The sequence below is a fragment of the Rhodococcus sp. DN22 genome (assembly GCF_036669995.1).
GTDB classification, from domain to species: domain Bacteria; phylum Actinomycetota; class Actinomycetes; order Mycobacteriales; family Mycobacteriaceae; genus Rhodococcus_F; species Rhodococcus_F erythropolis.
In genome coordinates, this window is sequence record NZ_CP133326.1 from 80,419 (window position 1) to 93,567 (window position 13,149).

Below are 13,149 nucleotides of genomic sequence, written 5' to 3' on the forward strand. Positions count from 1 at the left end.
AAGCCGCACCCCACCGCATTCGGTGGGGTGCGGCTTTGTTTCTGCCAGCAATTCGCGCGATCTGCAACAAACCTTCATCGATCGTGCATCGGACAGACACAACGCCCAGACAGTATGATTCCTGAGCATCGATAGTGGTGTATGGGTTGCTTCAGTTGAATCAGGGGAGTTTCATGCGTGCGAGGCGTCTCGTTGCGGTGTTGTCGGCACTTGCTGCGGCAGTAGTGGTACCGGTTGTCAGTGCTCCCGTGGCGTCGGCTGATTCCTGCCCCAGCCTGTACGTCGTGGCCATCCCGGGAACGTGGGAGCCCTCGGGCACCAGGCCCGGCGCCGGCATGCTCGCCCCGGTGACCAACGGGCTTCCGGGCTCCGTACGCACCGATTACGTCACCTACTCGGCGACGGCCTTCCCGTGGGAGTCCAACGTCTACGCCAAGTCGAAGCAGCAGGCTGTCGACAATGCCCGCGGCATGATCGGCGCTATGGCCGCCTCGTGCGGTGACACTCGCTTCGCCATCGTCGGATACAGCCAGGGTGCCGACGCGGCAGGCGATCTCGCCGCCGAGATCGGAACCGGCATCGGCGTTGTCCCCCCGACTCGCGTCGAGGGCGTCGGCTTGCTGTCCGATCCCCGTCGTTCCGAGTCCGACGTCCTGATCGGTCCCGCTGTCGGCGGTAACGGTGCCAGCGGCCCTCGCATCGGTGGATTCGGTTGGCTGTCAGGCAAAACGGTGACGCTGTGCGCGGTCGGTGACCTGTACTGCTCGACGCCGAAGGACGATTTCGTGATGCGTCTGGCCGGATTCATGGCTCAGGCGTCCGATCCCACTCCGGCCAGTGCGCTCGCGCTGCGCGACGAGGCCGCCGTGATCGTCAATGATCTGATCACCGCAGGCGGTCTCCCCGCTTTGATGGCCCAGCTCGATCCGGGCGCGAATTCGCGGCGCATCGATCAGTTGGTCGACTTCTACGGCTCGCAGGTCCACACCGACTACACGCGTTACGTCGTTGACGGCGCAGGCAATTCGGCTACATCCTGGCTGCACGGCTGGTTGGCCGGCAAGGCCTGATCAGCAGTACGTCTGCTCCGCCGTGTCGACGTAGATCTCGGCAATGCGCTGCGAGGACATCGGCGTGATCTGTGAGTACACCTCGCCGACGGAGTTGAACTCTGCCAGCACTTCGGACCGAGGCATACCGTCAGCGAGCGCCTTGCAGGTGCCGTCGGCGTAGAGGATCTCTGCGGAATCCATTCCGGCGGGCGGGATCCCGGCCAGACGAAGGGCGGCGATGTACCGCTGCCCCTTCTCGCCGGCGTTCGCGACGATCTCTTCCGGTGAGCGGGCGTCGATCGGTGAGTTTGCCGGTGGCGCTACCTGTGGCGCTACTGGTAGCGACACCGGCGGGGGCGTCGATTCGACGACGCTCGGCGCCGCTTCCGGAGTTGTTGCGGCGAGCGGGCTGGTCGGCAGCTCGGAAAGCGTACTGGGGGCAGTCGAACTCGACGTCGCCGCAACCGACGTGCTGGTGGCCGCAGAAGTGGATTCCGATGCGTCGCTGTCGGACTGGCTGCTGCAGCCGCTGAGGAGTAGGCCCGCTGCCGCGACGCAGAGGACCAGTCTGTTCGTGTTCATCACCCGTGAGTGTTACACACCGTACCGCTTATTTTGTCCGTTTTAAGGAAACTCCCTTTTGCCCTGTTTTTAAGTCGAAGTCCTGTGATATACATCTGTTCAGTTGTTACTTGTGAGTAGGAGCACACCGCGAAGACCTTGTCGGCGGCGGTCGAAACACAAGCAATGACTGCGAGTTTCGTCCCCCATCACATAAACGGCAGGGAGAAATCAGTGCAGAAATCTCACAAGAACGGCAACAGACGTCTCGGCACGCGCGTGGCCGTCATTGCAGGTACCGCAGGTGCGGTCCTCGCGTTCGCGGCGCCGATGGCCTCGGCTCAGGATCCGGTCGACAATTCGATACCCGGTGCCGCAGTGTGTCCGGCTACTGCCGAATCCTGTGTGTCGGTTGTGGTTCAGAGCGGAACCTTCGACAACAACGGCTTCAACCTCCCGATCGGAAAAGGCGACATGATCATCGCCGCCGAGGCCGGCTCCGGTGAAGGTGAGTCCACCGTTCTTCTCCCGCGCGACGACGGACACCACGGTGTCTACTCCAAGCCGTTGACCGTTCCGGGTGGAGTCCTCGGAATCGACCTGCCGTTCGGCAATCTGTTCGGCCTCGCCGCAGTCACCGCCGAGGTGGAGGCGACCGCTGCCCCGACCCTCAACGGCATCATCACCGACATGGATCTGAGCATCCCGGTGCGGATGAAGATCAACAACGCGTTCCTCGGTGACAACTGCTACCTGGGCTCCGCGGCTGCGCCGGTGAATCTTCGTCTCGCGCCTGACCCGTCGGTGGTACCGACCTACACGGTGCTCCCGGACAATGCACTGAAGGTGAGCCCGGTCGGGAACCAGGCCACCGGCTTCGCGCTGCCCGCCGCCAGTGGATGCGGACCGTTCGGAGTGCTGAACCCGATCGTCAACTGGCGAGCAAAGGTACCGGCCACGTCGGGAACCTCGCTCAGCACGATCTCCGACGCCTACCTGTACCCGGGCGGCCTCACCGGTAGCGATCCTCTCGACGATCTCGGTGGCGGAACAGGATCCAGCGGTTCCAGTGGCTCGAGCGGTTCGTCCGGAAGCTCCGGTTCCTGAAAACTCGGATGCCTTGAAGCAGCGGTGGTGACGGAATGTCACCACCGCTGCGGCGTCCGACCTGTAATAACCTGTGCCTCAGGGTGGGCGAAGGCGGACTCCATCAGGAGGACCTGCGCGGCCACGAAATCACAGGGGAGTCCTCAAACATGTTTCGAGACAGCGTTCTTGCCGGTCCGGTCCTGCGCCGGGGTGTGACAGCACTGGCAGTTGCGGCCGCGGCCACGATGTTTGTCGGTACTGCAGCAACGGCGGAGCCGGCGGCAGTCGCCGGTGAGGTGTCCGCGGACTCCATTGCGGCAGCCCGTGCGCAGGCCATCGGAACGACGGTCACCGTCGTGGGAACCGCGACTACGCCGTCGGGAGTGTTCGAATCCAGCTTCTACGACAAGGGCTTTGGTCTCCAGAGCGGCAATTCGGGCATCTACATCAGCGATCCGAACAACTCCGGGATTGCTCTCGGCGATCAGGTTCAGGTCACCGGAGTCCTCGCGGATCAGGAAGGCCTGCTCGTCGTCCGCCCGACTGCCGTCGAGGTAATCGGCACGACTACCCAGATCAGCCCGGCGCGACTGCCCCTCAATGCAATCGGTGGGGGCAGCGAAGGTCGTCTCGTGACGGTGTCCGGAATCGTGAGCGGACCCGTCGTCGACGATCTGCCGTACGGCCACAAGATCCTGGTCTCGGGCGCCGAGGGAAACACCGTCATCTTCGTCAACACCCAGACGGGAATCGACGTCGATGCCGTCGCCGTCGGACGCCCGATCACCGTCACCGGTTTCAGTGGCCAGTACGCCAGCACCTACGAGGTTCTTCCCCGCTCGGAAGCCGATGTGCAGCAGGGTTTCACGGGCAGCCTGAGTTTCGGAAGCTGACCTAGATCTCGAACCGAGCTCCGACGCGCATCGACCCGGGAGACAACCGGCTGATCGTGCGTCCGAGCTTGGCTTCGACGGTCACGGGTACGACGGCCTTGTTCGTGCGAACCGCTTTCACGATGGCACTGGCCACTCGATCAGGAGTGAAGTTCCGCTTGCGGTAGAAGTTGTCGACCTTGGTCTGGTTCTCGAGCTGCTCCTCGGCGGTCGTCCCGGCGAACTCGGTGGTCTTGAGGATGTTCGTGTGAACGAGGCCGGGACAGATGGTGCTGACGCCGATGCCGTGTGGAAGCAGCTCTGCCCGTAGGCAATCCGAGAGCATGAATACCGCTGCTTTGCTTGTCGAATACGCGGTGAGGGCCTTCTGTGGTGTGTACGCGGCGGCCGAGGACAGGTTGACGACGTGCCCTCCTGTTCCCCGGTCGATCATCATCGGGGTGAATGCCCGGCAGCCGTAGACAACTCCCCAGAAGTTGATGTCCATGACGCGCTCGAACTGGCGCTGCTCGGTGTCGGCGAATGTCCCGGAGAACCCGATTCCGGCGTTGTTGACGACGATGTCCGGTACGCCGTGATGTGCCGCGACCGTCTCCGCGAACCGAATCACGGCCTGTTCGTCGGACACGTCCACCTGATAGGCGTGGGCACCGCCACCGAACACTGCTTCGGCGCCGCCGGCTTGCGAAGGGATGTTTACAAGTGCCGCAGTGTCCTGCGCGCTTTCGAGATTGATGTCGGAGACCACGACGATAGCTCCCTGGGCGGCGAAGGCGAGGGCCGTTTCACGCCCGATGCCGCTGCCCGCACCGGTGATCACCACCAGCGTGCCGGTGAGATCGCGCAGTCGACGCTGCAACTTCGTTCCGCGTCGCCAGCCGGTGACGTCCTTCAGTAGCCCCATTGGTTGCCCTTTTCGTGTGTACGTTTGTGGCGTGTGTCTCTAGCTGACTTCCCCTCTGCGAAAGGTATCCGATGAGCGAGCTTCGTGTAGTTGCAACCATCCCGGCCAAGTCCGGTTCCGAGGACGACGTCCGATCGGCTCTGACAACTCTCGCGGAGGCGAGTCGGTCCGAGGACGGCTGTGTGTCGTACGAGTTGTTCGAGTCAGCGGCTGCGCCCGGCACGTTCGTCACGATCGAAACTTGGCGCGGGCAGGAGGAGTTGGACGCTCACATGCAGTCCCCGCATCTGCAGGCCGCGCTGGCCGCCGCCGGACCACTTCTCGACGGCGCTCCGGCGATTCATCCGTTGAAAGGCGCCTGAATCAGAATGAATTCCTGACCTTCGCTAAGGGTCTGACCTGCGAATGTCGCTCGAAACTGACGAATCGTCGCGCTTCATTCCACTGAGCGGGACCTGCGACTAATACCTGTGCCTTAAGTCACAAACTGTCTCGACAATGCTTCACATCACAGTTTCTGACCTGGAGGTTTTGAATGAGTCGCAGTTCTCGGCGCGGTCACCGCAAGGTTGCCGCCGTCGCGCTGGCAGTCTCCGCCGGCCTGTTCGTCTCGTCGTGCGCTGACGGCGGGAACGGGGGTGGGAGCGGCGACGCACCGGACTCCGGTTCGGGATTGTCCATCGGCCCGGTCAACGAGCAGTCCGGCGAGGGCGATCCGGTCAAGGGCGGCACCCTCACGTTCAGCGGGTACTCCGCCGTCACCAATCTCGATCCGGCGAAGACTCAGATCGCCGGTTCGGTCGCCGGTTCGGAGTTGGGCGCGATCTACGACACGCTCCTGCGGTACGACCCGGCGTCCAAGGAATTCGTTCCGAAGCTCGCAGAGTCGATGGAGCCGAGTTCCGACTTCAAGACGTGGACCCTCGAACTGCGTGACGGTGTGAAGTTCAGCGACGGGACGCCGGTGGATTCGGCGGCCGTCTCGGCGAGCCTCAATCGCTACGTCACCAACAAGGGACCGCAGTCGAGTCTGTACGCGTCGAAGGTCGCGTCGGTAGACACTCCGGATCCGTCGACGGTCGTCTTCAATCTCGTCGACCCGTGGACCGGTATCGAGTCACTGCTCTCGACGGGCCCCGGCATGATCGTCGCGCCGAGCGCCCAGCAAGGTGATCAGTTCACCCCGATCGGCGCGGGTGCCTTCACCCTCGAGAAGTTCGCTCCCAACGAGGAATTGATCCTCGACGCTCGGGAGGACTACTTCGACGGTGCCCCGAACGTGGACAAGCTGCGGTTGATCAGCATCGTAGGTTCGCAGTCCACCACCGAATCGCTCAAGAGCGGCGGCACGGACGTCGCGTACATGCGGTCGCTACCGAACGTGCTGGATCTGATCGACTCCGGCTACCCGGGCTTCGTCGACATTCCGTCGCTGTCGTACCTGTCGCTGGTGAACACGGCACCCGGTCGTCCCGGTGCCGACGTGCGCATCCGTCAGGCATTGGCGCTCGCAACCGATCCCGTCGCACTCGACAACCGACTCAACGAGGGCAAGGGTCTGCCCGGGCAGGTCATCTTCCAGGACACCTCTCGCTGGCACAACGACGTCGCTCCGATCGGCGTCGACACCGCCAAGGCGAAGCAGCTTCTCGACGAGGCCAAGGCTGACGGTTACGACGGCAAGATCACATACCTGACGCTGCAGGAGAATTCGGCGCAGGCGATGGCTCTCGCACTGCAGTCGATGGCCAACGCCGTCGGATTCGATTTCCAGATCGAGTACGTCAACTCGGTTGCCGACGTCGTCAAGCGTTTGTACGCCGACCGCGACTTCGACATGGCAACAGGTTCCGCCAACCTCGCGGAAGCCGATCCTTTCGAGCGTCTGTACTCCAATCTCAAGTCGGGTGGACGAAACAACGCCACGAGCTTCTCCGACCCCGAGATCGATTCGCTGCTCGACCAGTTGGGTGTCGCGACGTCGACCGACTCGAAGATCGAGGTGCTCGCCAAGATTCAGGAGCGCGCCAACGAGGTTGTGCCGTGGCAGGTTTACGGCAACACCCCGTGGCTCGGTGTGTGGGGACAGGACGTCCACGGCATTCAGCAGAGCCTGGACGGAATCATGTTCTTCGACAAGGCCTGGAAGAACTAGACAGCTGAAGAACTGACTGGACCCGAGAAGCGTCCCTGCGGGGACGCTTCTCGGCATCAGTGAGTGTGATCGATCAAGAAGTGAGATCGAGGGCGGCGCGGACGATGCTGTCGGAGTCGAGGCCGTGGTACCGGTAGACGTCCTCGAGTGAACCGACCTGACCGAACCGGCTCACTCCGAGCGCAGCACCCGGAACGTTGTTGATTCCCGTCAGGAACGCGAGGGTGTGCGGGTGTCCGTCGAGAACAGTCACCATCGGCGCGGACCGGCTGCTCGGAAAGACCTGATCCAGGATCCACGACGGGCCGTCCGCGAGACCGCGCCGCGATTGGAGCGCTTCGAAGAGCAAGCCGGGGCTGGTCACGCACACGACGTCGGCGGAAATACCTTGCTCGCCCAGTCTTTCGGCTGCGACCAGTGTTTCGGTGACGGTGGCACCCATGCCGACCAGGGTGACGGCCGGATCAGGGTTGTGCCGCAGTGTGTATGCCCCGGCCACCACCTGACGTCGACGGCGTTCTCGCGCAGCCGGATCGGTCGGTACCGCGGCCAGGGCCTGATCGACCGGACGGGTCGACAGGCGCAGATACGACGAGCTGCCGTCCGGGCGACCGAGGCGTCCGATGCTGTCGAGGAGCGTCCACTCCACGTCGACGGCGAATGCCGGTTCGAAACTGGTGCAACCCGGCTGTTCCAGTCCGATGGACGGGGTCTTGATCGACTGGTGTGCACCACCTTCGGCGGCCAAGGTGACGCCCGACGGAGTGCCGACCATGATCGACTGGCCACCGGCGTAGATGCCGTACGACCACGGTTCGAGAGCCCGCTCGATGAAGGGGTCGTACATCACACCGATGGGGAAGAGTGGCTGGCCCCAACGACTCCAGGTTGCACCGAGTTCGCCCATCAGTCCGACCAGGTTGGTCTCGGCGATGCCGAGTTCCATGTGCTGACCGGTGGGCTTCTCACGCCAGTGCATGATCGTTTCGGCGTCGTCGGCAAACCAGTTGTGCCGCTCGTCGGGGGACCACACGCCGACCTTGTTCAGCCAGCCTGCGAGGTTGGTGGTGGAACTGACGTCCGGGCTCAGTGTGACAACACGTTTCGCGGCGTCCGGCGCTTCGCGGCTCAGGTCGAGTAGTACCCGGCCGAGAGCTGCCTGAGTGGTGGACGTGCCGGAGGGCGTACGGCCGATGTCTTTCGGAACTGCCGGGGGCACCAGATGCTCCACCTTCGGGCGAGCCAGGCGCCCAGCGGTTTCGGCGCAGATGCGGCCGGACGGGCTGTCGGTCTCGAACCGTTCCCAGGGATTCGACGGATCCATGCCGAGTTCCGACGCCAGGTGCTCGAACTGCTCGGCGGTGAGCAGCGACGAGTGGTTCTGCGGATGACCCTGCGTCGGCAGACCCCGACCCTTGATCGTGTACGCGATGATCACGGTGGGACGGGTGTCGTCGATCTGTGCGTACGCCTCTCGCAGAGCGTCGAGGTCGTGGCCACCGAGATTGCGGATGGCTTCGAGCACCGTGGCGTCGTCGAGGTCGTCGATCAGCGCCGTGATCGCGTCGGCGTCCGCCGCGTCGCCGGGCAGTCTCAGACGTACCTCGTCGGCCGTGCATCGCAGCAGGCGCTGGTACTCCGGATTCGGCATGTCCAGGATTCGTTCGCGCAACGCGGTGCCGCCCGGCCGGGTGAACAGTGATTCGAGCAGCGCACCGAACTTCACGGTGATGACCTGCCAGCCGGCACCCGAGAACATGCGCTCCAGGCGGGTTGCCGCGATGTTCGGCACCACCCGGTCGAGTGATTGGCGGTTGAGGTCGACTATCCACACGATCTCACCCAGTTCGGCAACCGAATGATCGAGAACTGCTTCCCACACAGCGCCCTCGTCGAGTTCGGCGTCACCGACCAGGGAGTACTGACGCCCGGTTCCGGCGCCGCCGAGGGAGGCGTCGACGTATCGGCGAGCGATGGCGCCCCAGATGGGAGCCGTCGCGCCGATGCCCACCGAACCGGTCGAATAATCCACCGGATCAGGATCTTTCGATCGACTCGGGTAGCTCTGCAGGCCCCCGAATTCGCGCAGAGTCGTCAGGTAGGACTCGTCGAGTTCACCGAGCAGATAATTGATGCCGTGGAGCACCGGCGCCGCATGCGGCTTGACGGAAACCCGGTCGCCGGAACGAAGTTGGCCGAACCACAGGGACGTCATGATCGAGACCATCGACGCGCACGAGGCCTGATGGCCGCCGACCTTGAGCCCGCTGGGATTCGGACGGACACGGTTGGCGTGATGGATCATCGCGGTCGACAACCACAGAACGCGCTTCTCGATCTCCGCCAGTGACTCGGGAGCGTTCTGGTCGATGTTGGGGCTGTTCACGGCCGGTCCTGCCTTCAGTAGTGGACATCGATCACCGCACCGCCTGTACCCCAGATCGTGGGGCCGACGATGTGGTTGTGATGTTTGGCAGGACTTCCTGAGGCCGAACCGTTCGGTGCGGCAAAGTCCAGCCGCACCTGTCGATCTGTTGTGCAGATTCTGCGTCAAAGTCCATCATCGGCATACAGATTGGGCAATAGCTACCCGGTGGATTGAGCAATGTGCGCAACACCGAGGGCTGTGCGCCGTGACAGGTGGGCACTATGCGCAGTGCACCGCCAGTCGCGCGCGGTCAGTCCATCAGGTCGTGGACGTAGCACCAGCGCCAGGATTCGCCGGGCTCGTGTGAGCGCATGACCGGGTGCCCGGTTTCGCGGTAGTGGTTGGTGGCGTGCTGATGAGGGCTGGAATCGCAGCATCCGACGTGGCCGCAGGACAGGCACATGCGCAGGTGAGACCAGTTATCCTCACCCAACTCGGCGCACTCCTGGCAGACGCCGGGCGTCAGCGCCGCCGGGTCTGTTTCGGGCGCATTGGTTAGCTCCTCGCAACCGGTGGGAGCGGGTGCGGGCTGCTGTGTGCGAGCTGCTGCTCGCGTCAGGATTTTCTTCATCGCCTTCCATACTGCATGCTGCCAGGGTGAACGGCATATTACTGGGGGTTGTAGTAGCGGCGTTGCTGGTGGCGGCGGTCGCGCGAAGGTTCGGGCTGTCTTCGCCGCTGATCCTCGTCCTGGTCGGTTTGATCGCCTGTCAGATACCGGGTGTTCCGGAATTGGAACTCGATCCAGACCTCGTCCTGTTCGTCGTGTTGCCTCCACTTCTGTACTCGGCAGCACTGGACAGTTCATACCTGGCTTTGCGCTCGAATCTGCGTCCGATCGGATTTCTCGCGGTGGGGCTTCCCCTGGCGACGACGGCTGCGGTGGGCTTTGTCGCCTACCTGATCGTGCCGGAGTTCTCGATAGCGGCTGCTCTGGTTCTCGGCGCCATCGTGGCGCCGCCGGACGCGGTGTCCGCGAGCGCAATCGGACGCAAGCTCGGCCTGCCGCGCCGAATCATGACCCTGCTGGGCGGGGAGAGCCTGCTCAACGACGCCACCGCTCTGACGGCGTACAAGGTCGCTCTCGCGGCTGCCGTCGGTACGGGTGCGACGCTGATCGGCGGCTTCGAGACCTTCCTCGTCGCGGCGGTCGGTGGAACGGTGATCGGCCTCGCGGTGGGGTTCGTCATCTCGAAGGTTCGCGGCAAGCTCCAGGATCCGGTGATGGAGAGCGGAATCGGATTGGTGGTGCCGTTCTTCACCTACCTCGCTGCGGAAGAGGTCCACGCGTCGGGCGTCATCGCGGTCGTCGTAGCCGGATTGTTCCTCGGCCAGCGCTCCACCCGCGCGAGTTATGCGACGCGTTTGCAGGACACGGCAGTGTGGAGGGCCGTCGACCTGATCCTGGAGTCGTTCGTCTTCCTGTTGATCGGCCTCCAATTGCCCAGTGTCGTCAACGGATTGCAGGGGTACAGCACTTCGATCGTCGTCTGGGCGTCGGTTGCCGTTCTCGTGACCGTCGTGGTGGTCCGAATCGCCTGGGTGTTCCCGTTCACGTACGTACCGCGCTGGCTGTCGCCGCGTATTCGAGCGAGGGAGCCGGAGATTTCGGCGCGGGCGGTGTTCGTCGTGTCGTGGGCCGGTATGCGAGGGGTCGTGTCGCTGGCAGCTGCCTTCGCCATTCCGCTGACGGTCAACAGTGGGGAGGACTTCCCGGGGCGGTCGCTGATCCTCTTCCTGACGTTTGTCGTCGTGGTCGGCACGCTGTTGCTGCACGGCCTGACGTTGCCGTGGGTGATCCGTGTCCTCGGCGTGCAGGGGGACGAAGAGCAGTCCGACGCCCGCGCCGAGGCGGCAGCCCAGGACAAGGCTGCACGGGCCGCTGCGGCGCGGCTGGACGAATTGGTCGGAGCCGACGCCGACGACGTCCCTCAGGTCCGCAATCGTGCCGCGGACATCTTGCGAAGCTGGAACACCCACCGCGCGAACTCGGCGTGGGAGCGACTGGGACGCAGCGACGAGGATCTGGGGGAGAGCCCGTCGAACGCCTTCCGCTCGCTGCGCCTCGAGATGATCGATGCCGAGCGAGGCGTCTTCATCGCCGAACGCGATGCCGGCCGGATCGACGACGAGGTCCTCCGGAAGGTGCTTCGCGAGCTCGATCTCGAGGAAGCGACGCTCGACCGGGACTAGACCGGCTGGTCTGCTGTCCACGAAGGTAACCGCTGGCCAGGGTCGGTTTACCTGACTGTTGAGGCCTGCAACTTAACCGATTCCACTGAGCGAGACTCGATCCAATTTTCTGTGCCTCCCATCACAGACTGTTTCGTGTTCAACATCACGTCACGGTCTTACCCCGCCTTGGAGGCATTCGAATGAGTCGTAGTTCCCGCCGCGGAAGTCGCAGATTGGCTGCGGCTGCGCTGGCGATCACCGCAAGTATGTTCCTGGCGTCGTGCGCCGACAACGGCTCGAGCAATGGCGGCGGCGAATCCGCTGATTCCGGTTCCTCGCTGAAGATCGGCATGGTCAACGAGCAGGCTGATCCCGGCACTCCCACCAAGGGCGGCACGCTGACGTTCAGCGGTTACTCGGCGGTCACGACTCTCGATCCCGCGAAGGCTCAGGTTGCCGGCGCCACCGGTGGCAGCGAGCTCAGCGCCATCTACGACGTGCTCATGCGTTACGACCCCATCGGGCAGAAGTTCGAGCCCAAGCTCGCTCAGTCGCTCGAAGCGAGTTCGGACAGCAAGACCTGGACGCTGAAGCTCCGCGACGGTGTGAAGTTCAGCGATGGTACAGCTCTCGACTCGAAGGCCGTCGCCGACAGCATCAACCGCTACGTCACCAACAAGGGACCTCAGTCGAGCCTGTGGGCTTCCAAGGTTGCCTCGATCGACACCCCCGACGCGACGACCGTGGTCTTCAACCTCGTTGATCCGTGGACAGGCATCCAGTCGATGCTCGCCACCGGACCCGGCATGATCGTCGCCCCGAGCGCCCAGCAGGGTGACCAGTTCACCCCGATCGGCGCCGGCGCCTTCACCCTCGAGAAGTTCGCTCCCAACGAGGAACTGCTGTTGGCTGCTCGCCCCGACTACTACGACGGCGCACCGAACATCGACAAGCTCAAGCTGATCAGCATCGTCGGAGCTCAGCCCACCGCCGAAGCACTCAAGACGGGCGGCATCGACGCCGCGTACATGCGTACGCTCACCCCGATCCTGGATCTGATCGAGTCGGGTTACCCCGGCTTCGTCGACATCCCGTCGCTCGGTTACATCGCCAACGTGAACATGGCCCCGGGCCGCCCGGGCTCGGATGTCCGTGTCCGCCAGGCGATGGCGCTGGCCGTCGATCCGGAGACGCTCAACACCCGCGTCAACAACGGCAAGGGACTGCCCGGCCAGGAGATCTTCCAGGACACCTCGCGCTGGCACAACGACGTCGCACCGATCGGCGTCGATCCCGCCAAGGCGAAGGAACTGCTCGATCAGGCCAAGGCCGACGGCTACGACGGAAAGATCACCTTCCTCTCCATCCAGGAACCGTCCGCACAGGCAACGGCTCTGGCCATCCAGGCGATGCTCAACGCAGTCGGCTTCGACGCTCAGATCGAATACGTCACCGGTGCAGGTGATCTGGTCAAGCGGATGTACGCCGATCACGACTACGACATGAGCACCGCAGCACTGAGCCTCGCCGAGGCCGATCCCTACGAGCGTCTGTACACGGGCATCAAGTCCGGTGGCCGTAACAACGCGACCGGCTACTCCGACGCCGAAATGGATGCTCTCTTGGACAAGTTGGGCGTCGCAACCACCGACGAGGACAAGAAGGCAGTCCTGGCACAGATCCAGGAACGCGCCAACGAGACCGTCCCGTGGCAGGTGTGGGGCAACGTCGCCGCACTCGACGTGTGGAACCAGAACGTTCACGGACTCGAGCAGAGCCTCGACGGAATCGTGCTCTTCGACGGAGCTTGGAAGTCCTAGAGAGCCTGAAGTTCACAGCCGGCCCCGCGCCCGTATTGCAGCGGATCGGGGCCGGCTGCGAACAAAGAAATG

Annotated in this window: 11 protein-coding genes; 7 read left to right on the plus strand and 4 right to left on the minus strand. The window is 63.7% G+C overall.

Features of this window, described 5'->3' with window-relative positions; all coding sequences use genetic code 11:
• Positions 1-173: 173 nt before the first annotated feature.
• Positions 174-1,070: a cutinase family protein gene (locus RA302_RS00310; protein ID WP_030536679.1), complete on the plus strand. Its 897-nt coding sequence runs from the start codon at positions 174-176 to the stop codon at positions 1,068-1,070.
• On the opposite strand, the gene RA302_RS00315 is transcribed toward RA302_RS00310, so the two are convergent.
• Positions 1,071-1,634, minus strand: coding sequence for a DUF732 domain-containing protein (locus RA302_RS00315; RefSeq protein ID WP_030536678.1), 564 nt, complete (start codon positions 1,632-1,634; stop codon positions 1,071-1,073).
• Between the two features lie 213 nt (positions 1,635-1,847).
• Here RA302_RS00315 and RA302_RS00320 point away from each other — a divergent pair, with 213 nt between their 5' ends.
• Together RA302_RS00320 and RA302_RS00325 are read left to right on the plus strand one after the other, a co-directional pair.
• A complete protein-coding gene (locus tag RA302_RS00320) occupies positions 1,848-2,720 on the plus strand; it encodes a hypothetical protein (RefSeq protein WP_003943530.1) in 873 nt (290 codons plus the stop codon).
• Positions 2,721-2,869: 149 nt separating this feature from the next.
• Positions 2,870-3,595: a hypothetical protein gene (locus RA302_RS00325; RefSeq protein WP_030536677.1), complete on the plus strand. Its 726-nt coding sequence runs from the start codon at positions 2,870-2,872 to the stop codon at positions 3,593-3,595.
• Between the two features lies 1 nt (position 3,596).
• Here the strand turns inward: RA302_RS00325 and RA302_RS00330 are convergent, their stop codons facing one another.
• Positions 3,597-4,499 (minus strand): SDR family NAD(P)-dependent oxidoreductase, encoded by a 903-nt coding sequence (locus RA302_RS00330; RefSeq protein WP_003943614.1) that lies wholly within the window; start codon positions 4,497-4,499, stop codon positions 3,597-3,599.
• Positions 4,500-4,570: 71 nt separating this feature from the next.
• Between RA302_RS00330 and RA302_RS00335 the strand changes: the two genes are divergently transcribed.
• Together RA302_RS00335 and RA302_RS00340 are read left to right on the plus strand one after the other, a co-directional pair.
• Positions 4,571-4,861 (plus strand): putative quinol monooxygenase, encoded by a 291-nt coding sequence (locus tag RA302_RS00335; RefSeq protein ID WP_003943546.1) that lies wholly within the window; start codon positions 4,571-4,573, stop codon positions 4,859-4,861.
• A gap of 173 nt (positions 4,862-5,034) precedes the next feature.
• Entirely contained in the window at positions 5,035-6,654 is a 1,620-nt protein-coding gene (locus tag RA302_RS00340; protein ID WP_030536676.1) for an ABC transporter substrate-binding protein, read from the plus strand.
• A 73-nt stretch (positions 6,655-6,727) separates the two neighbouring features.
• On the opposite strand, the gene RA302_RS00345 is transcribed toward RA302_RS00340, so the two are convergent.
• Together RA302_RS00345 and RA302_RS00350 are read right to left on the minus strand one after the other, a co-directional pair.
• Positions 6,728-9,040 (minus strand): pyruvate dehydrogenase, encoded by a 2,313-nt coding sequence (locus RA302_RS00345; RefSeq protein ID WP_030536675.1) that lies wholly within the window; start codon positions 9,038-9,040, stop codon positions 6,728-6,730.
• A 292-nt stretch (positions 9,041-9,332) separates the two neighbouring features.
• A complete protein-coding gene (locus tag RA302_RS00350; protein WP_080712747.1) occupies positions 9,333-9,653 on the minus strand; it encodes a UBP-type zinc finger domain-containing protein in 321 nt (106 codons plus the stop codon).
• Positions 9,654-9,679: 26 nt separating this feature from the next.
• On the opposite strand from RA302_RS00350, the gene RA302_RS00355 reads away from it, so the two are divergent.
• Both RA302_RS00355 and RA302_RS00360 read left to right on the plus strand, forming a co-directional pair.
• Positions 9,680-11,275 (plus strand): Na+/H+ antiporter, encoded by a 1,596-nt coding sequence (locus RA302_RS00355; RefSeq protein WP_030536674.1) that lies wholly within the window; start codon positions 9,680-9,682, stop codon positions 11,273-11,275.
• Between the two features lie 182 nt (positions 11,276-11,457).
• Positions 11,458-13,077 carry an ABC transporter substrate-binding protein gene (locus RA302_RS00360; protein WP_003943605.1) on the plus strand — a complete coding sequence of 540 codons (1,620 nt, stop codon included), beginning with the start codon at positions 11,458-11,460 and terminating at the stop codon, positions 13,075-13,077.
• The last annotated feature ends 72 nt before the right edge of the window (positions 13,078-13,149 follow it).

Coding starts and splice junctions, on each gene's coding strand:
- RA302_RS00310 (WP_030536679.1), top strand. CDS start 174: ATGCGTGCGAGGCGTCTCGTTGCGGTGTTGTCGGCACTTGCTGCGGCA.
- RA302_RS00315 (WP_030536678.1), bottom strand. CDS start 1,634: ATGAACACGAACAGACTGGTCCTCTGCGTCGCGGCAGCGGGCCTACTC.
- RA302_RS00325 (WP_030536677.1), top strand. CDS start 2,870: ATGTTTCGAGACAGCGTTCTTGCCGGTCCGGTCCTGCGCCGGGGTGTG.
- RA302_RS00330 (WP_003943614.1), bottom strand. CDS start 4,499: ATGGGGCTACTGAAGGACGTCACCGGCTGGCGACGCGGAACGAAGTTG.
- RA302_RS00335 (WP_003943546.1), top strand. CDS start 4,571: ATGAGCGAGCTTCGTGTAGTTGCAACCATCCCGGCCAAGTCCGGTTCC.
- RA302_RS00340 (WP_030536676.1), top strand. CDS start 5,035: ATGAGTCGCAGTTCTCGGCGCGGTCACCGCAAGGTTGCCGCCGTCGCG.
- RA302_RS00350 (WP_080712747.1), bottom strand. CDS start 9,653: ATGAAGAAAATCCTGACGCGAGCAGCAGCTCGCACACAGCAGCCCGCA.
- RA302_RS00360 (WP_003943605.1), top strand. CDS start 11,458: ATGAGTCGTAGTTCCCGCCGCGGAAGTCGCAGATTGGCTGCGGCTGCG.